Raw genomic sequence first — 25,538 nt, forward strand, 5'->3', positions numbered from 1 at the left:
ATAGGTTGATGGGAAAGCATGATGGTGAAATTGCCGGAAAACGACAGTTACAATTCAGTCAATTATTGAAGGCTCATGATTTAGACGGCAAAATTCAAACTTTGGAAGATGCCAAAAGTGACTTAAAAGGCGCAATCAGTGATTATGTAGATAATAATAGTGACTTTAGTAAAATTGTTACTAACATAACGCCGGACCAGTGGACAGGAACAACCTACACTAAGTTTGGACAGGCGGCTTCCAATTACTCATCGGATTATTCCAGTTACATTACTAAAGTGCAGGATTGTGTAACGCAAATAAATAAAAAGATCAGTGATTTAGAGAGACAACGTTCACATTGTTACTCGTTGCGTGAGTTTTTAGAGGGTGAGATTAGATCCCTGCTAAACGATAAATAGCGGAAGAGGGAAACGATAATGGGAAAAATTTCAATTAACGTTGGTAACTTTAATTCCAACGTAAGCTCTGTTAGAAATGCCGTTAGTAGCGCTAGCGGTGAGAAGTTAAGTCGAATTCAATTAAAACAAACGAGTGCCAGTCCGTTTACTCGATTAGCCGATTCGAGTTCAGAAATTGGTGGGTTGATTAGCAAAATGAACAGTTTACTAAATCAGGACGTTAGTAACTTTAGCCGTGTTCCGAGTGAGATTCAAAAAGCCGATAATAAAGCATATAAGTGATGGAGGTCAACTTGATTTATGGTTAAGGTAAATATGTCAGAGGTGACTGACGGGTATCAAAAATTAACAAAGCAAAGTTCAGCTGTACAAAAAAGCTATCAACATGTTAGTAGCGCACTAAATGAGCTAGCTTCAACAAAAGGCTTTTCAGGTGCAACTGCGAACAACATGACCAGTTACATTCACCGAGCAGATATTACGAACTTGCGGTTGATTGATTTAGAACTAAGTGAGTTGGTCGACAGTTATAAACAGGCAATGGCTTTGTTTCAAAGCGAAGTGGATAATTCTAGCGCAGCCATTATTAGTAGTAGTGCGTTAAGTAAAGCCAGTAGTGCGCTGAGTAAAAATGAATCAAACCGAAGCACAATTGATAGTAAGGTTCACGCGGCCATTAGTAGTGCAAGTTCGGTCATGTCTCTGTCACAACCATCAATGAATAAGATGAAGACTGACATGAGCGATGCCCAAAAGGTAGTAAAAAAGACGCATCAAAAATTGGAAAGCTTTAGTAGTTCAAAGGTTGGTAAAGAAGTTAGCGAAAACATTAGTAACATCAATAAAGGTTTAGTTAGCCCAACAATTGCCAAAGCGGCTAAAGTTAAAAAGAATGACTTTAGTAAAATGCGACTAATGATGGCGACCAATAAAGATCAAGATAGATATTATAAATTATCCGGTAAAAAGGGTGCCTTTAAGAATGCCGGAATGGTTGGTGCAGCGGTTAACTGGGTTTCTAAGGGTAAGAATCGTTATGTTGATTGGAAGCTTTTAGGTGCCGCAATGGAGGGGAAAGTATCATCTAAGTACGCAGAAGGCAAAATTGAAGGTGGGGTTTTTGCAGGGAAAGTGCATGGCTCAAAACCAGGCTGGGGAATTTCAGGTGAGGCTGCGGCAAAATTGTTCTATAGTGTATTGCAAGGGAAAGCCGGTATGACCAAATCGTTTGCAGGAATGGACGCAAAGGGTGAGACGGATGCGGCAAAGATTGATCTTAAAGGGAAATTAGGGAACGATGCAATAAATGTTGAAACGGGAGTGGGTGCAGATGTGTCATCCTTTGCTGGTGAAGTTGCAGGTTTTGATTCTACCTCGGAAAGGAAGGCTGGTTTTGCTGCGCAAGCTGACGGAGCCGTTGCTAGAATGTCGCTTGGTATTAATTTACTGAAACCAAAAGGTGGTCATGAGCCATTGTTTTCGGCACATATTACGGGAAGTTATGGACCTCAGATTCATGCAGGTCATATGGATAGTATTAAAAAAATTGAACATGTCTTGCCTCATGTGGCTTTATATCAAGTGACGCAATTACATGACCTTGGTTTAGAAAATTATGGTCTTGGTGGTAGTATTTCATACCCTATACTTGGCTTTGATTGGAGAAAATAAAGTGTATGAGAAAAGAAGTAATTACGTTAAGCTGTTTTGCCGTTGTACTAATTTGTTTAGGAGCCATAACAAATAGTGATAAAATCGTGCTGCTTTTGTTTACGGTAATTGTGATCTCCTTTGAGATTGGCTGTCTATTAGCAGTTAAGGTGGCTCCAACACTTATCCGGGAAAATTATCCTTTGGGACAATATTCTGAAACTGATGAAATGCTGGAATTAGGTAGGTGGGTTTTTACAATCATTCTTATAGGACTAGCTTTTATGACTTTTGGATTTCAAATTGGGATGATGGTTGATTTTTCACAATCAAACACAGGTGTAATAAAATACATAGGTATTTTATTATATCTTGGATCTATTTATTTTAGTTCTAGAATAAATCTGCTTTTTGTAAAAAAAACATTGAAAAAGGTTATTGCTATACAAAAAAATAAAACTTCAAAATAAATTAAATTGTATAAGCGAGAAAATGTAAGAGAACTCCACGTTTTTTGAGGATTCTGATTAATGTCTGAGGAAAGTATAAAAATCATATCTGATGACGTTAGAGGCTAATTGGAGAGCAATGAAGAATAAAATAGTCTATATGTTAGTGTTCGCATGCTTAGCTTTTTTTATGTTTTTCGGATTAATCATGTTTAATAATAGTGACAAAGTTACTTTAGGGCTAATGATGCTTATAGGAATTGTTTTTGGATTGGGAAGCTTGTTTATACTTCGTTTCACGGATAATTTAAAACAAGGAAAATATTCAATAATCAGTTCTAAAGTTATCGAGAAGGTCTTCAAAATTGGAATGTTTATTATTTCTTGTTTTTTGATGTTAAGTTCCATCAATGTTTTTTTTAGTATGAGCGACCTCTTTTTTAAAGAATATGTTGGAAATATTGGAGTCTTATTGGGAACTATTTATAGAGTGCTACTCATCATTTACTTGTTTAATATATTTACGGTATTGGGAAGATTCGTTAAAAATCATTTAATTAAATAGTTGCTGTTTGATGGAAAAATGAATGCTAATTATGTAATAAACTAGGAGAACATAATGAATAACACAGAAGATACTGAATTACCATCATTTTCAAAGTTACCAATTGGAACAATAGTTTCTTTGAAAGGAATCGATGAAAAATTATTGATAGTATCAAAAGTGCCAATGACTGAGCAAAATCAGCAAAAAGTATACTTTGACTATGGTGCGACATTAATTCCAACTGGATTATCGGGAGAAAAAGTATTTTTCTTCAACTCTGAGGACATTGATGAAATTGCTTATCCACCATATGAAGATGTGAATACTCAAGAATTTCAAGAAGCACTGGATAAATATATGGCAGAACATGCTAATGAATTGATTAAAGGCGAGAGTGATGTGAATGCTTCTAAGGATAAAAAAGAAGACCAAGGCCTTGATGATGGTTCGGGTGATCTAAGTCAGCTTTTGAAGAATAGACAAGAATCTATCAATAGCGGCACGAAACACGAATAATTAATGCAATCCTCAAAAAGGTAATCCGTCGTTAACTTTTTGAGGATTATTTTGAATAACCAGTACCGACGCCTTTTTAACGAGGGCACCACGACGGAACCCATGCCGCATTTATTCCTCATCTCTGATGAATTTGCCGAATTGAAAACTGGGCAACCAGAATTCATGAAGGGATTGGTTTCAACAGCGCGGATCGGGCGGTCACTGGGGATTCATTCGTAACAAACCAATACTTAGTTTAAGCGAAGGATACTACATGCGTGGTCGTAACTATATCAAGATTAGAATGCCACGTGGATAGTAAATATATAGTAATCGTTCCTGGATAATGAAAGGTAACTTATGAAAAGGCCATCTAAAGGAGCAACAATTATTGGTATTACTTTGTTGATTTTGATCATCGGAATTATCGGAGGAACTGTTACTGTGAAAAATATTGTGGACCATAAAAAGCAAGAAGAACGCGAAGAAATGATGAGAGAAGTTAATAAACATGAGGATGCAATATATGATTTTATTCATAATCAAGATAAATATCAGAGAGTTAATTCTATTCAAATAAATGATAAGACTGTAAAACATAATCCAATGGGTGGAATTGACGTAGACGGAACGGTAAATAACAACAAAGATTTAAGCTGGAATATAAATATTGATAGAGATAGTGAGAGCGGTGAAATAATTGCTGTGAATGCAGCTAATTCATCAAAGCTTGATGATCTTTTTAATGAGGATAATTACAATGGCAAATAGTGTAAATTGGGGGAACATTATCTGAACAAGACCGCGTTAGCGCTGCAAAAACGGAATATAAAGACTGAAAAAATCAAACGGTCGTGATAAACCAAGGTCATGGTAAAAATATTAAAAGTGTTTAGATTGGTTATGTAGCAAAGGTAGTTCATGGCAATGCTTCAAATAGCGGTTTGGACGCTTATGTTATCGTGCCCCATAAGTCTGACATAAAAGCGTGGAGAACATACAGGAGAAGAGTTTATCCACTACATGCACTTTGGTATTTGGGCACCCAAACTAGATCAATGGCATTCGACCAGATAGTTTTTGCAAGAAAACCCAGATTTCTTATTAATAAACCCTGAGGCAAGCAGACAATATTTCTCTGACGAAGAATTTTCAGAGCTCTTAAAAAAGGTAAGTCGACGAAAAAATATAAAACTTAAAGCACATAATTTTATAAGGCATTTTAAGATGTTTTAGACAGCAATATTGTCTAAAGCGTTAGGTACTTGTACCGAGTTATCAGATAAAGATATTAAGAACAAGGTGTATTTATCTGAGGACAACAAGAAGTATTTTAATAATTATTCTGGAGACTAAATGGACGAATATAGAGGACTACAAAATGGACGATGACGAAAACTGGAAAGCCACGGCATTCTTTGATGTTAAAAAATCTAATAATTACTCTGTCATTGAAACAGAGGATGATCGATTTTATTTGATGTCTGTTTATCGTCCATGGTATGGAATTTATGGATTTCTATCATCTACTAATCGTCGACAAGTGATGGAAGTACCTGCAGAAAGAGCAAAGGAATTAAGAATCGATATAAAAGAAGAAAACTTTGCACAGGAACTTTGGGCTATCACAATAATATGTATTGCAGTATTGGGAATTAAACTTTGGATGTTTTTAAGCCTAGCATTTGATTCAGCATTTCAGGAATACGCGGGACTAATAGTTATTGTTTTAGGAATTATTGCGGGCATTATAAGACTTCACATGATGGAAAAGAGAGAACGTCAGGATATACAAGAAATCAAAGAATTTCAGACAACGCACACCATGAAAATCAGATCAAATGCATATGGCAATTTTCTATTATTAATGATTGCTTCAGTTTGTATGGTTATTGCGGCATATGTCTATGTGAAAATATTGGTTGTTCCAACAATTGGGATATTTTGGCCTCTTTTATATGGTCCATCTGGTAAAAGAGTTTATAAAAAAGCAGTCGATTCTGATGTGCCTGGTATGAGTTTTTATCGATGGAAAGACTGGGGCAACGAGGAGATTATTGGAATGGAAGATCCTTCTGAAAGTTTGCCAGTAGTTAAAGTTGAAAAGAAGAATTATTAGTGATTGATTTTTATTGTCCTAGTCATTTACTGCATAGATATAGTGGTGTGTTTTGAATAAGATGACAATAGCTACATAACGATTTCTGAGAAATTTGGGGTATGAATTATGAGTTTAGATGAAAGTGGAATGACAACTGATCAAAAAATCGACAACCTATTTAAGATTTATAAATCTAAATCGATGGTAGATGGGAGCTATAAACTGGTTTGGGGGTCAAAGATCGACGATTCACTCTTTGTGCAAGAGCGAAACGTTCAAGAGGATAAACAAAACAATGAGAATGTTCATAAATATACTCGAAACATGGTCCTTTTTTTACCACCATTATTGTTAGGATTAACACATGATGGCACTCTTGCGACATACAAAGCAGATGTTCTGATGATAAGTACAGTGGCATTCTTGATATTGTGGTATGCCCTTGAAGAAATTGATCAATGGCTTGCATTAAAGGGATCAAAGTTAACTAAGATTGAAAGGTTAGCAGATGTTATGCATGTTGAAGATGAAAAGAAAATAAAAGAAATGTTCGATAAAGCAGAGCAAAGACATAGATTAGTATCAGGGCTTTTAATACTCTTTACTGTAATTGCGGGTGCTAGCTATTATTTTTTCTCGTTCCATAGCATTTTATTTTCTATGTTTGAAATTCTTGAAATGCTGACATTCTTTTCAACTAGCATAACTTATGCGCCATATGAAAGATGGCGAAGGAAGTACTATGGCAAGGTTTTGCGGACGGAATGATTGGAGTAAAAGAGAGTTTTTTAGGTAAAGAGATTCTTCCAAATCATTACCTGTCGTGCAACTTAAAGAGTAAAGCCAAGGTTTAACAAATGCATTACACAAAAAAGACGTTGACCCCCGTATCCCGGTGGCCAACGTCTTTAATTTTGCTCTGTTAATTGCGGTGGGTAAAGCGTGCCCACCAATAGATAGAAATGTAGAAGAACACACTCAAAATACTGATGATGACACCTAACCGGAAACCAGGTGCGCGATAAACCAGGCGAACGTGGTGCTTGCCTGATTGAAGTTTAACGGCGCTCAGGTTACCGGCGACGCGTTGAACGGTGGCATCCTGACCATCAACATAAACGTGCCAGCCCTTGTCATAGGGAATGCTCAAGAAGAGCATTTTCTTATCAGGCTTGATGGTGATTGTACCGGCGAGGTGATCAGGAGTCCAGCCCTTATCCAGATGCAACGTTGACTGGTGTAGGGTTGTTAATGAATGATAGAAGGACTGATCATCCAGCGTTTGCAGTGCCTTTTCGGGTTGCTTAATGGGTTCACGACTCAAGACCTGCACGTGAACGGTGTCGCCCTTACTAAAGCTGCCTAGCGACAGTGCTGATTGAGAACGGACAACCACGCGGGTGTGGCGACGCGCATTGTTCACACTGATCTGAGCGTGTTCCACACTCAATTCAGGGAAGTAGGCGTACAGCGTTCCGGTTGCCTGTGGCGTGACCGTCAGATCATACCGATAACGGCTGTTGACCTTTTGACCACGGTGAACGTGTGTCACCTTGACCCGTTTGAAGTAGTGCGTCTTGGTGCCATTAATACCTTGCCACAAGCGCTGCTGATTCGTTAGGGCCGCCGTATCGGCAAACTTCACGTGGGTGACTTGCTCATTTGCGGCAAAGCCCAGCGGCAGTGCAGTGGGGTGGTCAATAATCTGGTAATTATTGGCGGTCATCCGCAGTTCATAACGCACAGCCAGCAGGGCGTTAGTGAGGTGGGTACTTCCCTCAGCACTGATCCGGCGGGCGTTTTTACTGTAAAAGCCCAGCTGTTCCAGCATGGTCCGGGTGGACTCATTTAAGGTGGAACTGTACAGGTCAATCCCATAACTATTGAAGAGGAGCAGGTCATTATAGTTATTGTAAGACTCACCGTACGCGTCGTTTAATAGTGAATTTCGGTTATTAACGCGGTAAAAGGCGTGGGCGTCTTTTTGAAGTTTATCAAAGTGGGTTTGTTCGATGTCGTAATTCTTGGCGTACAGGGATTGATTACCAAGCGCAGCGGGAGCCATTCCAAGAAAGAGGTTGCTTCCTAGTTCGGCAGCGGTCAGCACTGCCAGTCCTGCGATGGCCCAGTAACGTCGTTTGGAACCCGTTTGTCGGAACAAGAGCCAGCAAGCAGCAAGCCCAATAAGCGTCACCAGCCAAAACCACGGACTAATATAGTACGCCACGTCAGGATCATGTTTGGCTACAAACGGTTGAACGATCAGCGCGGTCACATAGCCGACTGAAATTAGGATGGCGCTAATGCCAAAGGCGCGGTTATTGGTCCGTTTATCCTGAAGGACGTGTGCCTGCCAGGCTTCATAAGCACAGATGAGGGCAACAAAGGTCAAGAAGTACACGTCACGGAACGGAAAGCCGTTTGGGCGTTGAAGCATGTGCCAAATGGTGTCCAGACCGGTGAAAAAGAGGCTGATGACCAAAAAGCCGAGGAGCCAGCCGGTCGTCTTTTTATGGTGTCGACTGATCTTAGGACTGAGGAAGAAGCCGATGACTAAGAGGAGGGCGAAGCTCCCCATGTACAGGCTCGGATCGTGATCCAAGCGGGCGGTGTAGTTGGTCCCATTCATCCCCAATTGAACCAGGGCTTCGAGACCAAACTGGGGGGTGGGGAGAAAGGCCGATAAGGACAAACTTTCCTTACTCGTTTGGAGCATCCCCAGTAATGTCGGAATCAAAATGAAGAGGGTGCTCAAGCCACTTAACGCCGAAACCCCGATAAAACGGTAGATGAGCGGGCGCTGTTGACGACCAGTGGTAAGCAGCGACTGGCCAGTTGGCGCCGCGTCAGCCAACAGATAGACAAAGTAGCAAACCGCAAAGAGACACGTCATGTACCCTAAATAGTAATTGGTCACGATCGTTGCCCACAGTGCAAAAAAGTAAAGGTGAGTTCGGTTTTCTTCCACCAACCGCCGGAGCCCTAGCATTACCAGTGGAAGGAGGATAAGGGCGTCCAGCCACATAATGTCGTAGAAATAGGTTGCCACAAAGCCGCTAAGGGAAAAGACGAGCCCGAAAAGAAGGTTGGTCCAGTTGGTGTTATGGTAGACCCGCCGGAAATAGTAACTGGTGCTCAGACCGATCGCACCGACCTTGAGCATGATGATAAAGGTCACCGCTAACGGAACTTGTCCAGCTGGGAAAAAGAACAAGAGGAGGTTAAACGGACTTAACATGTAATAGGCAACAAGCGGAAAGGCATTGTCACCAAGAGACAGGTTAAACGAATAAAAGCTAAACTGTCCGGTGGTAATGGCGTGGCGAAATTGGGTCAACCAAGCAATGTACTGGGTGCCCATGTCACTCACCAATAAACTGCGATTACCAAACGGGGTTAAATGCATGCACGCAAAGGTGATTGCTACAACAACAATGGGACCAAGGAAGGCCAGAAGGTCGTACCAAAAACGGCGGCGGCCGTAACGATTCATGAGGGGTGTCACGTCCTTTCAAAAACGCAATTGATTATTTTTCTTCCTTAACAATGTAAACGGGCCGGTGTTTACTTTCTAGGTACAACCGGCCAATGTACTTACCGACGATTCCTAAACAAAAGAGTTGGAGGCCACCGACCAGTAAAATGATGCAGACGGTTGAGGGCCATCCGGCCGTGTGATCACCGTGGATCAAAGCCCGAACAACGATAAAAATGAGGGCAATGGCGGACGCGAAAAAGGAAAGAAAACCGGTGTAGGAAGCGATGGATAGCGGTGCATCAGAAAAGTCGATAATCCCTTCTAATGAATAGCTAAAGAGTTGGAAGAACGACCAGTGGGTATCACCGGCGACCCGGTCCTGGTTTTCATATTCAATGTACTTGGTGTTGAACCCGACCCAGCTAAAGATTCCCTTTGAGAAGCGGTTGACTTCTGCCATGGATAAAATGGCGTTCACCACCTGCCGGGTCATGAGCCGATAATCCCGCACGCCCTGAACCATTTGCGTTTGCGAGATCTTATTGATCAAGCGGTAAAAGGCCCGACTGAAGAACGACCGGATCGGGGGTTCACCCTTGCGGTCCACGCGCCGAGCGCCGACAACGTCGTAACCGTCGTTTAGAATGCCATCCAACATTTGTTCTAGTAAGGACGGGGGATCTTGAAGGTCAACGTCCATTACGGCAACAAGCTCACCGGTGGCGTGTTGAAGACCAGCGTACAGGGCAGCCTCCTTCCCGAAATTACGGGAAAATGACACGTAATGAACGTGTTCAGGATCTTGGCTTTGCAGGTCTCGCAACACGGCAAGCGTTTTGTCGGAAGAACCGTCATTAATAAACCAGTATTCTGGTTCGTAATCTGGATAGCGTTGGTTGAGTGTTTTGAACACGTCTTGAACAACAGGGTAGAATAGTGGAATTGTTGGTTCTTCGTTGTAGCACGGAACGATTAGTGAAATGAAGTGTTTACTCACGAAAGAAACTCCTTTTCTTTATTAGTTTAATTAAGTGGTGCTATACGCAAAAATGTAATATCGTCGCACTAGCAATTATAACGAACTCCCGGCAAGAATGACCGGCTTTTGTCGAAAAAGTCACATTGTTCATGAAGCTTCTCATCTTTTTCAAGGAATGGGAATGAGACAAGTCAATGTTTAGCAACGATTGTCATGAACAAACTAACAAGTTGCCAATAACAAAATGCGGTGAAAACAGTGTGATAAGCCGAAATGAATTACTGACTGAATAATCGATTGCCTGAATTTAAGCAATTAATCAGGGCACAAAAGGGTTGAGCAAAATGCTTTACTTCTGCGGTCAGCGGGTTAAACTAAGGGCTCCAATGGTAAAGGACCATTGTACTTTTGTTCGTTGCTTAGCCACGAGTAGAAAAGAGGGTGTCCTCATGAAGCAATATCAAATGCACCGTCAGCAATCAAACAACTGGACGGTTGAAGTGTTCCAAAATCAGCGCTGGTTGCCAGTGCTTGAACACGTTGATTACGAGACGGGTCAGACGGCGTTAACACGGTTGACCCAAGAACGGGGGATGTTTTCAGACTATCGACTTCATTATCAAAATGAGTCGACGCGTCAGACACCCCGTGTTGCATCATAATAAGGTAACGCCATGAACGGGGACTGATTTTTAATCAGGCCCTTTTTTGCTTGTCGGACTGACGATTTAACGTTACGATTACGACACGAATAACGTGAGAATAAGGATCAATTGAAATCTGGGGGATATGGCTTCGTGGAAGTAACATGGACAGCAACAGCTTCGGCACCAAGCGTGAAACGCTTTTTGTTAACACGCGGCGTGAGTAAAAACTTGTGGGAACGGCAAAAGCGTCAGGGTGGTCGCCAACTGCTGAACGGGCGACAAACGACCCCTGACCAGGCAGTGAGTGTTGGTGATCAAGTCACGCTGATTGTTGCGGACGAACCGGCGGATGACCGGATTCTTGTCAGTCATGAACCAGTTGAACTGGTGGCGACCACCGCGCATTGGCTGGTGGCAAACAAACCAGCGGGTGTTTCATCAGTTCCGGGGCCAACAAACCAAACGGACACCATGGTCAATCGGATCAAAGGGTGGTTAGTGGCAAATGAGGCAACAAATTTGGTGCCGCACTTACTGACCCGGTTGGATCGTGACACCAGTGGAATCATGCTTGTGGCTCGCGATGGCCTTACACAAGGATTGATGACGCCACAGGTGGAACAACATGCCATGAAGAAGACGTACTTAGCGTTGGTTGCGGGTCAAATGCCCACGAAGCATGACATTATTGACGCACCAATCGGGCGTGTGCCGGACCAGCCAGTTCGCCAGATTGATCCGGCAGGCCAGTCCGCCCAGACGGAATACTGGGTGGAAGAGACGTTTGCGACGGCTAGTTTACTGCGGCTTCAGCTGCATACCGGCCGCACTCACCAGATTCGGGTGCACTTAACGAGCTTGGGGCACCCCTTACTCGGCGATGAATTGTACCAGGGGCCGACCGAGTTAATGAAGCGGCAGGCGTTGCACGCAGCGAGCCTTAGCTTTGTCGATCCATTGACGGGTGAGCAACAAATCGTAACGGCACCGTTGCCAGCAGATTTCGAGGAAACGCTCACACAACTGCGTCAGGCGGAAACGGTGTAAATACCAACATTTCAACGCGATTTCTGGTATAATAGTTTAGATAATTTTGTGATTAATTTGTAGTGAGACGAGGAGTTTTAAATGGTTTCCCAGTTCAAACCAACATGGATGGTTCCGGCAATTTATAATGTGTCGCCAGAGCGGTTACAACAGGCGGGCATCAAGGCGATTTTAACAGACCTTGATAACACGCTGATTGCTTGGAATAATCCCGATGGTACCCCCCAGTTACAACGATGGATCGAAATGATGCACAAAAATGACATTCGGATCGTGGTTGTGTCAAATAACAATGCGTCACGGGTGTCGCGGGCGGTCTCATCCCTGAATTTAGAGTTTGTGTCCCGGTCATTGAAGCCACTAACCCGTGGGATTCGCCAGGCACAACGTCAATTAAACTTAACAAACGATCAAGTTGTCATGGTGGGTGACCAGTTGCTGACGGACGTATGGGCGGCGAATAACGCACACGTCCGCAGTATTCTGGTTAAACCAATCATTGAAACCGACAAGTGGAATACGCGACCGAACCGGTTCTTAGAACAGTTCGTTATTCGGCGGCTCCACAAAGTTTACCCAACCTTAACGTGGCAGGAGGATATAAAATGAGCGAAACGGCACAAGTAAGTGCAGAAGAAACAGAACCACTGTACTGCATTGGATGTGGTGCACAAATTCAAACAACGGATAAGGACGCGGTGGGCTATACGCCACAGTCAGCACTGAAAAAGGGGCTGGAAAATGGTGAGCTGTATTGCCAACGTTGTTTCCGGTTGCGTCATTATAATGAAATTGTTCCGGTGTCCTTAACGGATGACGATTTCCGCCGGTTACTGGCCCAAATTCGTGATGCAGATGCACTGATCGTGTACGTTGTCGACATTTTTGACTTTAACGGTAGCATGATTCCTGGTCTTCACCGGTTTGTGGGGGATAACCCGATTTTGATGGTCGGTAATAAGGAAGACGTGTTACCGCGCTCATTGAAGCGGAGCAAGTTAACCGACTGGTTACGGCAACAAGCCAACGCAAACGGCTTACGGCCCATTGCCACGACCTTACTGAGTGCTAAAAATGGGCGTGACGTCGATGAATTATTAACGATGATCGATAAGTATCGTGGCGACCGTGATGTTTACGTGGTTGGGGTCACCAACGTTGGGAAGTCAACGTTGATCAACCGGATCTTGAAGCAAAACACCGGGGCAGCGGATGTGATCACAACATCACGGTTCCCGGGGACCACGTTGGACAAGATTGAGATTCCGCTTGGGGAAGACCACGTGTTGGTTGACACACCAGGGATCATTCATCCAGAACAAATGGCCCATTTCTTGAGCGCGGAAGCCTTGAAGTACGTGGCGCCGCAAAAGGAAATCAAGCCGCGGGTTTATCAGCTTCAAGCCGCACAAACGATCTTTATGGGTGCCGTGGCACGGTTTGATCTGGTCGCAGCCCAAACGGACAAACGGAGTGTTGGGGTTTCAGCCTACTTTGAAAATAACTTAACGCTTCACCGCACGAAGTTAGCAAACGCGGATGCCTTTTATGAAAAGCATGCTGGTGAACTTTTGACACCGCCAACTGCCGATGAATTGGCTGACTTGCCACCACTGACTCGCCATGAATTCCGGACAACGGAAAAAAGTGACCTTGTCATTGAAGGGCTAGGTTGGGTAACGGTGCCAGCTAACGCAACGGTTGCGGGTTGGGCGCCAAAGGGCGTTAACGTCTTATTGCGACGGGCCATGATTTAGGCCGATTAAAGGAGAATGAATTAATGGATTTAAAGGGTAAACAAAAGCACTTCTTGCGCTCACAGGCGCATTCATTACGGCCGTTATTTTCCGTTGGGAAAAACGGTTTAACGGACACCTGGTTAGCACAACTAGCCGGTGCGTTAGAAAAGCGCGAATTGATCAAGGTCAACTTGCTACAAACTGCCGATGCAACGGTGGCAGAAGCGCGTGATTTCATTGAAACAGATAAGCGAATCACGGTCGTTCAGACCATTGGTCACACGCTGGTGCTCTTCATGCCAGCAAAAGACCCTGCTGATCAGGATCTGTCGAAGCGAGTGGCCGCGTTAGCGAAGTAATGGTAATTGTTTGGTAGGTAGAGGCAAATAATGATAACAACGACGTTAACTAAACAGGGCCAGCCAGAGGTGCTGACAGAATTAGTGACCGAAATGCCAAAACGACGGGTCGGAATTCTTGGGGGGACGTTTAACCCCCCACATTTGGGCCACTTAATCATTGGCGATCAAGTTGGTAAGCAACTGGGATTGGACAAAGTGCTCTTCATGCCAAACGCCCAGCCGCCACACATTGATGAAAAAGCGGCCATTGACCCGTTATTGCGGGCGCGCATGGTTCGTCGGGCCATCTTTGGCAATCCACTGTTTGATCTTGAAACAGCGGAAATTGAACGCGGTGGCAAGAGCTATACGTATGACACCATTGTTGACATGAAACGGCGCCACCCAAACACGGATTACTACTTCATTATTGGTGGCGACGAGGTGGCTTACCTGCCGAAATGGTACCGGATCGATGACCTCGTCAAGCTGGTGACGTTTGTGGGCGTGGGTCGCAATGGCTTTCAAAAGGCTACGCCGTATCCCGTCATTTGGGTCGACGTTCCGACGCTGGCAATTAGCAGTTCAATGATCCGCGACAAGGTCAAACGCGGTCAGTCGATTCGTTATTTAGTTCCTGAAGCTGTCGAAGCATACATTAAGGAGCATCAGTTATATCATGAATGAAAACTTACATTATCAACAACACATTTATAATGGAACCCGGGCAGAGCTTATCGAAGCTGTTCACGCCAAGCTGAATGAATCACGGTTTGATCACGTCATGCGCGTTGAACAGACGGCGTTAGCATTAGCAGAGGCCAACGGGGTTGATTTGGAGAAGGCCAGCATTGCAGGGCTCGTCCATGATTACGCGAAGCAACGAACTGACGACGCCTTTGTTGCGATGATCAAGAAGCACCACATGGATCCTGACCTCCTGAACTGGGGGAACGCCATCTGGCACGGGGTCGTCGGCGCCGAATTTGTTCGTGATGAACTGGGGATCTACGATGAGGAGATCCTCAATGCGGTTCGTCAGCACACCACGGGGGCGGTTGAGATGGCTCCGTTGGCGCAAGTCACGTACATGGCTGATTACTTGGAGCCAGCTCGGCATTTTGACGGTGTGGAAGAAGCCCGCCAAGTGACGGCTAAGGATCTAGCAGCCGGGGTTGCCTACCAAACCGAGCACACGCTGACCTACCTGATCGAAAAACACGCACCAATTTATCCGGCAACCATCGCAACGTATAATTACTGGGTTGCCAACAAAAAGATGAAGTATAACTACTAAAAAGTGAAACGAGGAATGATTGTGGATAGCAAACAAATGTTAGAAATTGCCGTTAAGGCAGGGGATGCAAAGCGGGCCGAAGATATTGAGGCCTTAGACGTCCAAGAAGTTAGTTTGATGGCAGATTACTTTGTCATGATGAACGGTGGCTCAAAGCGGCAGGTTCAGGCCATCGTGACGGCTGTTGAGGATGCCGAAGAAGAAGCCGGCGTAACGGTTCGACGGATCGAAGGAAAGGCAGAAGGGACGTGGGTTCTGTTGGACTTTGGTGACATCATCGTGCATGTCTTCCAGGAAGAACAACGACACTTCTACAACCTTGAAAAGCTCTGGTCAGACGCACCACTGGTTGATCTGAACGATTGGTTGGGCGAAACAGCATGATTTATGACCAGTTCGCAGCCTTTTATGACGAACTGTTTGATCCAGCCATGTATGATTCATGGCTGGATTTTGTGCGTCGTCAGGGGGTTAGTAAGGACGCCCAGATTCTGGATCTGGCGTGTGGCACTGGTCGACTTGCAGTCAAGCTCGTTTCAGCCGGGTACCACGTAACGGGGCTTGATCTCGCACCAGAAATGCTTACATTAGCGGTTCGGTGGGCTGAACAGGCACACGTTGAATTACCACTCATCGAGGGTGACATGCTGGCGATTGGGGATTTGCCGCAGTATGACATGATTACGTGTTTTGACGACTCGTTGTGCTACCTGAAGGATGAAACCCAGATGCTCACGGCCTTTCAGGAAGCGCATGCCCACCTAACGTCAACGGGACAGTACCTTTTTGACGTTATCACCCCGTACCAGACGGACGTTGTGTACCCCGGGTATATGTATAATTTTCATGATGAAGACCGGGCCTTTATGTGGAGTAGTTATGAAGGTGATGAACCGCACCAAGCAGAACATGACCTGAATTTCTTCATTTGGAATGAACAAAAACAGGCGTACGATCAGCACTCCGAGCTTCATGTGGAACGGACGTATCCGGTTGAAACGTACCAACGGCTATTGCAGGAAGCCGGTTTTTCAAACGTAACGGTTACCGCTGATTTCGGGACCGCTGCGCCTACGGCAGAAACGACTCGGTGGTTCTTTAGCTGTCAGGCATAACTTTTGAGGAGGGCGACATGCGCGTTGTTGGTGTGGTTACGGAGTACAATCCGTTTCATAATGGGCACCGGTACCACCTAGAGCAGGCCCGCTCACTGACACATGCGGATGTGGTGGTGGCCGTCATGAGTGGTAACTTTGTTCAACGAGGGGAAGCTGCGTTGTTGGATAAGTGGCACCGGGCAAATGAGGCACTCCACAATGGCGCTGACGTCGTGGTGGAGCTCCCGTTTTACTGGGCGGTCCAACCAGCCCATTTGTTCGCAGAAGGCGCGCTACGCTTGCTTAGCGCCCTTCAAGCACAGACAATGGTGTTTGGTGCTGAACATCCAGAAACAGACTTTACGGCGCTTGCCCAGGTTCAGATTGACGACGCGGCGGCGTTTAAGACGTTTGATCAAACGTATGCCACGCAGTTTACCAGCCAGTTGGCGGAAAAGACCGGCTTTTTACTGGATCAACCGAATGACATTCTGAGTTACGGGTATGCGGTGGCTAATGCAAACCTTGACCACCCGCTGACCTTGCAGCCACTAAAACGGCAGGGCCAGGGGTATCACGATGAGGATTTAACGACCGCCACCACTGCGTTTGCCAGTGCAACGGCCTTGCGGACGGCCCTGTTCAACCAGAAATCACAAGCTGAGCTTGCCCCCTATGTGCCGGCCACAACACTGGCAGACTTAACGGCAGCTGATGTGACACCGCAAGCAGGGTGGTCAGCGGCCATGTGGCAGTTGCTCCGTCACACGTTACTCATGACGCCGATCGAAGAGTTGGGGCAGATCTATCAGATGGCTGAGGGGCTGGAGTACCGGATGAAAGAAGCCGCTGAACGTCACCAGACATACAGTGACTTCATGGATGCCATTAAGACAAAACGCTACACGTACTCACGCCTTCAACGGGTTTGTTTGTACACCTTATTACACGCCACGGCGGCCGAAATGACGCCACCGCAGGCTGATTATCTGCGCCTGCTTGGGTTTACCCCAACAGGGCAGGCCTTTTTAAACCAGTATAAAAAGCAGTTCACGTTACCAGTGGTGAACCGCTTTGACCAAAAATTAAAGCACGCAACACTGAATCTTGATTACCGGGCGGGCATGTTATACGAAATGCTCACGGGAGTCCCACAGGACTTTCGTCACGACCCATTACGTGTAAACCCTTGATGGCGTGAGTATTTTAGCTGTCAAGGATTTAACGTTGACATTAACTGATGGCGCCGGTATAATGGATTTCGTTGCATTAGGAGGTTTATCGATGAAATGGTCGCTCAAGGAATTAGATAAGTATCGGAATGAGCCGCTTCAAATCGACGAAACTTTGGATGTGAAGGTCGACATGATGGATCGTTTTGACGATCGTGTCATTGATATCGACCCGGTCAAGGTCGTCGGAAGCATCACGGTGGACCGTGATGACGTTCTGCTAGACGTTCATGTTTCTGGTCAGATGGTAGTCCCATCCAGCCGGTCACTTGAACCCGCAGCGTTTCCGTTTGACTTCGACATGAATGAAATTTACATCACTGAGGATAGTCACTTTGATCGTTATGAAGAGAATGAGACAGTTTTACTGTTAGAAACTCAGACGATTGATTTGAACGAGGGTGTGATTGATAACATCATTGCTCAGATTCCAATGCAAATTCTGACTGATGCGGAACGTAATGGTGAGGACCTACCAACCGGGAACGGCTGGTCAGTGATCTCAGAAGACGATTACAAAGCCGATCAGGAAGAAAATCAACCAATTGATCCACGTCTTGCTAAGTTAAAGGGATTGTTCCCTGATCAGGATCAAGACCGTCATTAAGCTTAGCAGATTTTAAAAACACATGTGTGGATAAAATCATTCAAGGAGGTGCTCGTTCACATGGCTGTACCAGCACGGAAAACATCAAAAGAAAAGAAGTTAAAGCGTCGCGGTCACATCAAATTAGCTACGCCTAACTTGTCAGCATGCCCTAACTGTGGAGAACTGCGGATGTCACATCGCGTTTGCCCTAGTTGTGGATACTACGATGGCAAGCAGATCGTTAAGACTGCTACCAACGCTTAATAAGTAACACTTAAAACCACTCAAGAGACCTAGGCTCTTGGGTGGTTTTTTCGATGCTCGCTGGAACCTTGATTCAGCGGTTTTTACATAAAAATGGTGTGCGTCTGCCGTTGGCTCCTGTATAATTAACAGCCGTGACAAAAAACTCATTGTGGGGGTATTGGAATGCGCAATGCTTTATTAGTAATTCTCATTGTAGCGGGCTGCGCGTTTGCAGGGTACTTATTTACAGACCTGTGGCGCCACCGCCAAGATCTTCGGCAACCGACCGCCCCCAGAGGGTGGGTTGCGTTAAGCGCAGTCGGTATTTTCTTCCTATCAACGTTAGGGGTGTCCGATTTCGCCGTTAGTACAGCCATTTATTCGACAACGGGGTGGGTGAAAATGAAACGCCTGCCGGGCACGTTAAACGTTCAGGGCGTGCTTTCCTTTATTATCATGGGCATTGGGTTCATCGGCACGGTTCATGTTGATCCGTTGACCCTTGTGCTGCTGGTGGGCGCGCAGGTTATTGGCGCGGTGATCAGTCCGCGGTTTGTTGTTAAACTGCCGGAACGAATCATTAAACAGTGGCTTGCGTGGGGCCTGATCATTGCGGCCTGTTTTATCTTAGCAGGACGTCTGCACCTGATTGCTGGCAACGGAACGGCCACGGGGTTAACGGGCTGGAAACTGGTGTTGACGTGTGTGCTTCAGATGGTCTACGGTGCGTTAAATAACATCGGGATCGGTTCTTATGCCATGACAACGGCGACCATCTACGCCATGGGGTTAAACCCCATCGTGGCGTTTCCCATCATGATGAGTGGCTCAGCCCTGTCCGTTGCTGCCGGGAGTAGCTTGTTCATCCACTATGGTGATTATGACCGCCAGTTGGTGAGCGTTGTGTCGGTGGCCGGAATCCTTGGGGTTGTACTCGGCCTCATGGCTTTTTCACACTTCAACATTGCCATTATTTCTTGGTTGATCCTGGGAGTCCTGTTCTATACGGCCGGAAACTTGCTATATGGATTGCACCGTTCACGGGTTTAACGCCGAACGGTAGCGAATATGGCGGAAAAATGATAAAATGAGAACGTTACTATAAAATGATTAACGCAGTACCAATGAATAATAAAAGAAAGTCGGAGTGTTAAGTTAAATGGAAAACGCAGAACAAAAGGGTGCCAAGAAAGAACGAATCCTGATCATTGAGGATGAAAAGAATCTGGCGCGCTTTGTGGAACTTGAATTAAAACACGAAGGGTATGCCACTCGGGTTGAATATAACGGCCGGACGGGGTTAGATGCCGCTTTAAACAGTGACTTCGACGTTATTTTATTAGATTTGATGCTGCCAGAATTAAACGGCCTGGAAGTTTGTCGTCGGGTTCGTGAAGTGAAGAGTACACCAATTGTCATGATGACCGCCCGTGATTCTGTTATTGACCGGGTTTCTGGTTTGGATCATGGTGCTGACGACTACATCGTCAAGCCATTTGCCATTGAAGAATTATTGGCACGGGTTCGGGCCTTATTACGGCGGATCGACATTGAGGGTGAACAAAAGAACTTCAAACAAACGGTCGTTGAATACAAGGATCTTCGGATCGAAAAGGAAAATCGCATCGTCCGTCGTGGTGATGAGATCATTAACCTTACAAAACGTGAGTATGAATTGTTATTGACCCTAATGGAAAACGTTAATGTGGTGTTAGCCCGTGACGTCCTGCTACAAAAAGTTTGGGGCTACGAGTCAGAAGTTGAGACCAACGTAGTTGACGTGTACATTCGGTACTTAAGAAACAAGATCGACCGGCCCGGAGAAGAAAGCTACATCCAGACGGTTCGGGGAACAGGGTACGTGATTCGATCATGATGACAACAGATGAGCAGACGCCTAAAAAACGCCACCGCTTATCGTTAAAATGGAAGTGGACACTCGGTACTGGGACGGGTGTCTTTGTCATTTTTACGGTAGTTTTAGGCCTTTTATTTTCTAGTTTTACCACGGTGTTGCTTCGCGAGGAACGACAGCGGACTAATGATGCGGTCGACATTGTGACGCAACGGGTCAAAACGGCGTCCAAGTCGTTAACGACAGCGGATGTGGAACCAGTGCTGCGGCCAAGTGGACGGTTCAATCAACCGAGCGATCCAAGTAAACCTAATCAGCATCAAAACCTGTACAGTGACGAAATCATCCGCACATTGGCGAGTGATAATCTAGCTGTAACGGTGTATGACCGGAGTGGGGCAGAGATTTTTGCGTCTCGAGTGGATGAGGAGCCGTTTAAGGCAGTTTCCGGGCGGCGGTTGACGTTGACCCGGTTAAACGGGCGCCGGGTGTACGTGGAACGGGCCCCCATTTATGCGCATAAGGGGTCTAACCGTGTCGTGGGGTACGTCCAGGTCACCAATCAATTACAAGATTATTGGCAGACCTACAAGCGGATGGGCTCCATCTTGATTGTTCTATTGTTGATTGGATTACTGGCAATCTCTGTGTTTGGTTACATGTTGGCGAGCTACTTTTTGCGGCCAATTGCGGACATTAGCGAAACCATCGAGCGTGCCAGTGCCGATCCACAATCAAGCGCCCGGGTACCATCCTCCAAAAGAAATGATGAATTATCTGATCTATCGGAATTGTTGAATGGCATGCTGGACCAGATGCAACGTTATATCGACCAGCAGCAACAGTTTGTGGGCGACGTCTCGCATGAATTACGGACCCCGGTCGCCATCATTCAAGGCCACATGGAATTATTAAACCGGTGGGGAAAAGACGACCCTGCGGTGTTAAACGAATCCATTCAGGCCTCCCTCGCGGAAACAAAGCGGATGCAGAGCTTGGTCCAGGAGATGCTAGATCTCTCACGTGCTGAACAGGTCGAAATTGACTTTAGAAACCAGGTCACGGACATCAAGGAAGTGGTGAACCAGGTCTTTAGCAACTTCGAAATGATTCATCCGGAGTTTACGTTTGCGTTAGATGATGACTTGCGGAACGCGACTTATGTATCAATGTTTCGGGATCACCTGGAGCAGGTGTTGATCATTTTGATGGATAATGCGGTCAAATACTCACAAACGCGAAAAGAGATTCACGTGGCCATGTCTGCGGCGGGTCACAACGTGCAAGTCCAAGTGCAAGACTTTGGTGAAGGGATTGCGCCTGAAAACATCGACCGTGTCTTTAACCGCTTTTACCGGGTCGATAAAGCCCGGTCCCGTGAAAAAGGGGGCAACGGCCTGGGCCTATCCATCGCGCAACGCTTGGTGGAAGGATACAACGGAAAAATTTCTGTTGAATCTGTATTGGGCCACGGATCCATTTTCCAAATTTCGTTGCATGTGTTGAGTGCTGAAGAACGGACACGTTTGGAGAAGCTCCAAGCGGCCCAGGAACCAGCGAAACCACTGGATGAACCATTGGCGGATAGCAATTTATTGGAATAAAAAAATCCGTTAATAATATTTAGTTATAAATAGTCCAGAAAGAATGTCCGGTTAATTAGTGAATACAACACTAATTAACCGGACATTCTTTGCTTCCTTAATTTAGGCTACCTACATGAAAGCCTTACCAAGTGTTAATTCTAAAGGATTGCTAATTTCGTTCACCCCATTGACGGTTAAATTTCAGCATGGTAACCTGCACACAAGGGATTAAAAAAATTGATTTTTAACAACTTTAAATAAGCAATTAATGATAAGGAGCGAGGAAAATGGGACGTCAGCAACGGGGAGAACAAGACCAAGCTTGCCATTATAAACTGTATAAATCAGGGCGATTTTGGGTCGCAGCTGGAATCAGTGTTTTGGCGATTCAAGGGGCTGGTATTGTCAGTGCAAAGGCAGATTCTTCGACGACCGCGCTACCAGTTGAACAACCGCAGTCAGTGTCACAGAGCTCCAGCCAAGGGTCAGCAGTGGCACTAACGCAAAACCAAAGTCAGGTCAATCCAACTAGTTCGTCCTCACAGTCAGTAGCGACACAAGCGGTCATGTCAGTGGCGTCTTCTGATGGACAGGTTCAAGCTTCAGCGGCATCTGCACAAACGGCAGATGGTCAAACCGCGGCGACGACGAGTAACGTTCAAACTGAAAGTGATCAATTGCCATCTTCCAAAGCGGCTCAAGCGAATGATCTGAACGACCAGTCAACTGTTCATGCGATCCAAATGAAGACAACTGCCGTTGCGTCACCAGTTGCTGAGCAGATTTCTGCCGGTTCCAACGAGTCCGCACATTTGGATTCAGATGTGGTTCAAATTGATGATCCTCAGCTTAAAAAGGCAATGTTAACTGAATTTCAGGTGACGACTGGGGAATTAACGTATGGTGACGTTCGTCATGTTCACTTTGCAAGTAGCACGAAACAAATTGATATTAGTTTAATTCCACAAGCAACTAAAAATCCGTTAACTAGTTTAACGGGGCTGGAAGTGCTACGAGAACTACCAGTAGACTGGAGTGTTCGGCTAATGGTCTACCTTAAGCCGGGCGTTTCGCTCGTACCGTTGACCGGGCTTCACATTACGAGTGCCTTGACCATTCAGCAAGATGGTGCCGGTAATTGGACTGACGCTGACATTGCAGCGTTAAATTCACTAACGTTTGGAAAACTTGATTTATATTGGGGCATTGAACTTGCCGGAAATACAAGTAATGTCAATTCAACAGGGTTAACGAACAATCAACTTTTGAAATTGGACCCAATGTTTACTAATGCCTCACTAGCTAATCCAGATGCTTTGTATTTCTCATTATCAAACCAACGATTATCTGACTATTCTTATTTCTCAAAGTTTTCTAATGTCCATGTATTTTCCGTTAATAACTACCGTGTCTACAACACGCCGGTGAACGCTGCACAGACTGGTAATGATCTAACAATCACCAGTCAAACGGTTGGGATCGATGGGCAACCGGCATTGACGGGTTATAAAACCTACAATAGTAGCGATGCACCGTTAGTGACCATTAATGGTCACCAATACATTATCAAAAATTCAAAGCAATATAGCACGATTCGCTATGCCATTATCGACAATCAGTATGGCGTTAGCGGCTATCCATCCCTTTCAGAAGTGCAGTATGCTAACGGGAATACATTGATCCAAACCGGAATGGAATACTACCGGACGACGTGGGGCAATGTGAACGTTAACTATGTCGATGAGCAAGGAAATGTCATTGCAGACGCCGAGGTAGTGAATGGTGACGTTAACGCTACCTATGCAACCACGCCAAAGACAATTGCGGGTTATAGCGTTAAGTCCGTCACGGGTGATACAACCGGAACCTTTACTGTGCAGCCGAAAACAGTGACGTACGTTTATACTAAGGATGCTGTTAAAGGTGCAGATGTAACGGTGAAGTATGTGGATGAGCAAGGTAAAGAAGTTGCACCAGCGGAGACATTATCCGGTAACGTCGGCGATACTTATACGGCGGCTCAAAAAGAAATCGGTGGCTACACCTTCAAGAATACTGAGGGAAACAGCACCGGAACGTTTACTGATCAGCCGCAAACAGTGACGTATGTTTACACCAAAAACACGGTTCAGGGTGCCGATGTAACCGTTAAGTACGTGGATGAGCAGGGTAACGAAATTGCGCCATCAGAGACGCTATCCGGAAATGTGGACGATGTCTATACGGCCACACAGAAGTCAATTGCTGGCTATACATTTAAAAAGGTTGACGGTAATGTTACCGGAATGTTTACAGAGCAAGTCCAAACAATTACGTATATTTACGCAGCTAATGAAGAACCAAGTGTAACGCCAGGCGGTAACGGCAATGGTGAAGGGACACCTAACAGCGGTAATAACGGAACTGATGCTAAAGGCCCAGATGGCGAACACTCAAGCGAACTACAAACAAGTGGACATGAAAGTACGCCAATGGTTCCAATTGTTCAGAACGAAAAACCAGGCCACGATACAAACGTTAAAAAGCAAATGTTACCTGAAACAGGGACGACCGCAACTGATCGATCCACCGTTGTGGGCGTAATGACGGTATTAGGAACATTAGTTACGTTACTAGGCTTCGGGAGACGTCGGAAAGATTAGTAAATTTTAGTTTAGAAGCAAAAAAATAGGGCTCGAAATCAGAAGATGATTTCGAGCCCTATTTTTATATGACGCGGCAAACGATGAGGAAAAATCGCTTAGTCGTTATCGTGATGATGTTGTTGCTTACCAGCGTTACGTTGCCGGTTATTCTTATCCTGACTGGAATCAGCAATTGGCGCAGCTGATGTTGCCGGCGTTTCTGTCGCCGTAACGGGTTTCGGTGTTGGCTTTTTAATTGGGTTCTTTTCCAATTCTTCAGCAATTTGTGCCCGAATCCGTGGCCGGTACCAAGCGATGATCAATGTTTGCAAACATGCGAACAGTCCACCGACGAAGAAGTACAGCCCCAATGCGGCTGGTGTTGAGAACGTGACGAATAAGATCATAACGGGACTCATAATCATCATGGTCCGCATTTGCTTCTTCTGATCTTCTGGTAATCCTAACAGTGACAGGTAACCCTGAAGCAGGTAGGCCAAGAAGGAAAGAATCGCCAAGATTAGTTTTGGTTTGTCCAACTGAATGCCGTAGAACGTTGCGTGCGTTAATTCAGGCGCGTAACGAATGGCAGCGTAGAGGGCAGCAAAGATCGGTAATTGAATGACTAATGGTAAACAGCCAATCCCACCAGTCATCGAAATGCCGTTATCACGGTACAATTGCATCATTTCTTGACTGATGGCTGTCTTTTCCTCGGTCGTTGTTGCGGCCTTTTGGCGGGCCTGGATGTCTTGCATTTGTGGCCGAACCATGGACATTTTTTCTTGTTGAACGGTTGCCTGGCGTGATTGCCGAAGCATTAGTGGTAACAGAACTAACCGAACGATTACAGTCAGTAAGATGATTGCCCAACCGTAGCTTCCGCCAAGGAACTTAGCGGCCCATTCCATGAAGTGGACCATGGGTTGCCCACCGTATGTCCAGATGATCCCAACGGGTTTCCCGTGGCTCGTCCGCACACAGCCGCTTAACAGCAGTGCTAAAACACCGAGTGCGCTGAGCACCGCGATGCGATTATTCTTTTTCATAAGGTATGATGAATCCTTTCAGATTAACTTTGGTAACTTGCTAAGAATACTAAAAAACGGGGGTGATTTCAATCATTCGTCAGTAA

The 25,538-nt window shown here is 45.4% G+C and carries 28 protein-coding genes; 25 read left to right on the forward strand and 3 right to left on the reverse strand.

The window, feature by feature from the left end; all coding sequences use genetic code 11:
- Nucleotides 1-8 precede the first annotated feature (8 nt).
- The 9 genes from ACRYI5_RS01430 (at nt 9) to ACRYI5_RS01470 (ending at nt 6,414) form a co-directional block, all read left to right on the forward strand.
- Nucleotides 9-401 carry a YwqH-like family protein gene (locus tag ACRYI5_RS01430; RefSeq protein ID WP_448224017.1) on the forward strand — a complete coding sequence of 131 codons (393 nt, stop codon included), beginning with the start codon at nt 9-11 and terminating at the stop codon, nt 399-401.
- An 18-nt stretch (nt 402-419) separates the two neighbouring features.
- A complete protein-coding gene (locus tag ACRYI5_RS01435; protein WP_448224018.1) occupies nt 420-683 on the forward strand; it encodes a TIGR04197 family type VII secretion effector in 264 nt (87 codons plus the stop codon).
- Nucleotides 684-701: 18 nt separating this feature from the next.
- On the forward strand, nt 702-2,072 hold the full coding sequence (locus ACRYI5_RS01440; RefSeq protein ID WP_448224019.1) for a T7SS effector LXG polymorphic toxin: 1,371 nt from the start codon (nt 702-704) through the stop codon (nt 2,070-2,072).
- Between the two features lie 5 nt (nt 2,073-2,077).
- Nucleotides 2,078-2,521: a hypothetical protein gene (locus ACRYI5_RS01445; protein ID WP_448224020.1), complete on the forward strand. Its 444-nt coding sequence runs from the start codon at nt 2,078-2,080 to the stop codon at nt 2,519-2,521.
- Between the two features lie 598 nt (nt 2,522-3,119).
- Entirely contained in the window at nt 3,120-3,563 is a 444-nt protein-coding gene (locus tag ACRYI5_RS01450) for a DUF4176 domain-containing protein (protein ID WP_448224021.1), read from the forward strand.
- A 51-nt stretch (nt 3,564-3,614) separates the two neighbouring features.
- On the forward strand, nt 3,615-3,785 hold the full coding sequence (locus ACRYI5_RS01455) for a hypothetical protein (RefSeq protein ID WP_448224309.1): 171 nt from the start codon (nt 3,615-3,617) through the stop codon (nt 3,783-3,785).
- Nucleotides 3,786-3,905: 120 nt separating this feature from the next.
- Nucleotides 3,906-4,316 carry a DUF1310 family protein gene (locus ACRYI5_RS01460; protein ID WP_448224022.1) on the forward strand — a complete coding sequence of 137 codons (411 nt, stop codon included), beginning with the start codon at nt 3,906-3,908 and terminating at the stop codon, nt 4,314-4,316.
- Nucleotides 4,317-4,926: 610 nt separating this feature from the next.
- Entirely contained in the window at nt 4,927-5,664 is a 738-nt protein-coding gene (locus ACRYI5_RS01465; RefSeq protein ID WP_448224023.1) for a hypothetical protein, read from the forward strand.
- Nucleotides 5,665-5,772: 108 nt separating this feature from the next.
- Nucleotides 5,773-6,414 carry a hypothetical protein gene (locus ACRYI5_RS01470; RefSeq protein WP_448224024.1) on the forward strand — a complete coding sequence of 214 codons (642 nt, stop codon included), beginning with the start codon at nt 5,773-5,775 and terminating at the stop codon, nt 6,412-6,414.
- A gap of 154 nt (nt 6,415-6,568) precedes the next feature.
- Here ACRYI5_RS01470 and ACRYI5_RS01475 read toward each other — a convergent pair whose 3' ends face one another.
- A complete protein-coding gene (locus tag ACRYI5_RS01475; RefSeq protein WP_448224025.1) occupies nt 6,569-9,139 on the reverse strand; it encodes a YfhO family protein in 2,571 nt (856 codons plus the stop codon).
- 34 nt (nt 9,140-9,173) lie between these two features.
- Nucleotides 9,174-10,121, reverse strand: a complete 948-nt coding sequence (locus tag ACRYI5_RS01480; protein ID WP_448224026.1) for a glycosyltransferase family 2 protein — start codon at nt 10,119-10,121, stop codon at nt 9,174-9,176.
- Nucleotides 10,122-10,552: 431 nt separating this feature from the next.
- On the opposite strand from ACRYI5_RS01480, the gene ACRYI5_RS01485 reads away from it, so the two are divergent.
- From ACRYI5_RS01485 to ACRYI5_RS01560, 16 genes are all read left to right on the forward strand, one after another.
- A complete protein-coding gene (locus ACRYI5_RS01485; protein WP_448224027.1) occupies nt 10,553-10,765 on the forward strand; it encodes a hypothetical protein in 213 nt (70 codons plus the stop codon).
- A gap of 135 nt (nt 10,766-10,900) precedes the next feature.
- Nucleotides 10,901-11,797, forward strand: a complete 897-nt coding sequence (locus ACRYI5_RS01490) for an RluA family pseudouridine synthase (RefSeq protein ID WP_448224028.1) — start codon at nt 10,901-10,903, stop codon at nt 11,795-11,797.
- Between the two features lie 81 nt (nt 11,798-11,878).
- Nucleotides 11,879-12,406, forward strand: coding sequence for a YqeG family HAD IIIA-type phosphatase (locus ACRYI5_RS01495; protein WP_407878211.1), 528 nt, complete (start codon nt 11,879-11,881; stop codon nt 12,404-12,406).
- Nucleotides 12,403-13,554: a ribosome biogenesis GTPase YqeH gene (gene yqeH, locus ACRYI5_RS01500; protein ID WP_448224029.1), complete on the forward strand. Its 1,152-nt coding sequence runs from the start codon at nt 12,403-12,405 to the stop codon at nt 13,552-13,554. The genes ACRYI5_RS01495 and yqeH overlap by 4 nt, the downstream gene beginning before the upstream one ends.
- A gap of 23 nt (nt 13,555-13,577) precedes the next feature.
- Entirely contained in the window at nt 13,578-13,895 is a 318-nt protein-coding gene (gene yhbY, locus ACRYI5_RS01505; protein ID WP_448224030.1) for a ribosome assembly RNA-binding protein YhbY, read from the forward strand.
- A 30-nt stretch (nt 13,896-13,925) separates the two neighbouring features.
- On the forward strand, nt 13,926-14,564 hold the full coding sequence (locus ACRYI5_RS01510) for a nicotinate-nucleotide adenylyltransferase (RefSeq protein WP_407878216.1): 639 nt from the start codon (nt 13,926-13,928) through the stop codon (nt 14,562-14,564).
- Nucleotides 14,557-15,174, forward strand: coding sequence for a bis(5'-nucleosyl)-tetraphosphatase (symmetrical) YqeK (gene yqeK / locus ACRYI5_RS01515; protein ID WP_448224031.1), 618 nt, complete (start codon nt 14,557-14,559; stop codon nt 15,172-15,174). Before ACRYI5_RS01510 ends, yqeK begins: the two co-directional genes overlap by 8 nt.
- A gap of 18 nt (nt 15,175-15,192) precedes the next feature.
- Nucleotides 15,193-15,558 (forward strand): ribosome silencing factor, encoded by a 366-nt coding sequence (rsfS, locus tag ACRYI5_RS01520; protein WP_407878477.1) that lies wholly within the window; start codon nt 15,193-15,195, stop codon nt 15,556-15,558.
- Nucleotides 15,555-16,289, forward strand: coding sequence for a class I SAM-dependent DNA methyltransferase (locus tag ACRYI5_RS01525; RefSeq protein WP_448224032.1), 735 nt, complete (start codon nt 15,555-15,557; stop codon nt 16,287-16,289). Before rsfS ends, ACRYI5_RS01525 begins: the two co-directional genes overlap by 4 nt.
- A gap of 17 nt (nt 16,290-16,306) precedes the next feature.
- On the forward strand, nt 16,307-17,464 hold the full coding sequence (locus ACRYI5_RS01530; protein ID WP_448224033.1) for a nucleotidyltransferase: 1,158 nt from the start codon (nt 16,307-16,309) through the stop codon (nt 17,462-17,464).
- Between the two features lie 91 nt (nt 17,465-17,555).
- Nucleotides 17,556-18,110 (forward strand): YceD family protein, encoded by a 555-nt coding sequence (locus ACRYI5_RS01535; RefSeq protein ID WP_407878222.1) that lies wholly within the window; start codon nt 17,556-17,558, stop codon nt 18,108-18,110.
- 60 nt (nt 18,111-18,170) lie between these two features.
- Entirely contained in the window at nt 18,171-18,356 is a 186-nt protein-coding gene (gene rpmF, locus ACRYI5_RS01540; RefSeq protein WP_407878224.1) for a 50S ribosomal protein L32, read from the forward strand.
- Between the two features lie 165 nt (nt 18,357-18,521).
- Entirely contained in the window at nt 18,522-19,388 is an 867-nt protein-coding gene (locus ACRYI5_RS01545) for a sulfite exporter TauE/SafE family protein (RefSeq protein WP_407878229.1), read from the forward strand.
- A 109-nt stretch (nt 19,389-19,497) separates the two neighbouring features.
- Nucleotides 19,498-20,214, forward strand: coding sequence for a response regulator transcription factor (locus tag ACRYI5_RS01550; RefSeq protein WP_407878231.1), 717 nt, complete (start codon nt 19,498-19,500; stop codon nt 20,212-20,214).
- Nucleotides 20,214-21,797 (forward strand): HAMP domain-containing sensor histidine kinase, encoded by a 1,584-nt coding sequence (locus ACRYI5_RS01555; RefSeq protein ID WP_448224295.1) that lies wholly within the window; start codon nt 20,214-20,216, stop codon nt 21,795-21,797. Before ACRYI5_RS01550 ends, ACRYI5_RS01555 begins: the two co-directional genes overlap by 1 nt.
- A 269-nt stretch (nt 21,798-22,066) precedes the next feature.
- Nucleotides 22,067-24,421 carry a MucBP domain-containing protein gene (locus ACRYI5_RS01560; protein WP_448224034.1) on the forward strand — a complete coding sequence of 785 codons (2,355 nt, stop codon included), beginning with the start codon at nt 22,067-22,069 and terminating at the stop codon, nt 24,419-24,421.
- 98 nt (nt 24,422-24,519) lie between these two features.
- On the opposite strand, the gene yidC is transcribed toward ACRYI5_RS01560, so the two are convergent.
- A complete protein-coding gene (gene yidC, locus ACRYI5_RS01565) occupies nt 24,520-25,452 on the reverse strand; it encodes a membrane protein insertase YidC (protein WP_448224035.1) in 933 nt (310 codons plus the stop codon).
- Nucleotides 25,453-25,538: the final 86 nt, after the last annotated feature.

It is taken from the genome of Furfurilactobacillus sp. WILCCON 0119 (assembly GCF_053471565.1).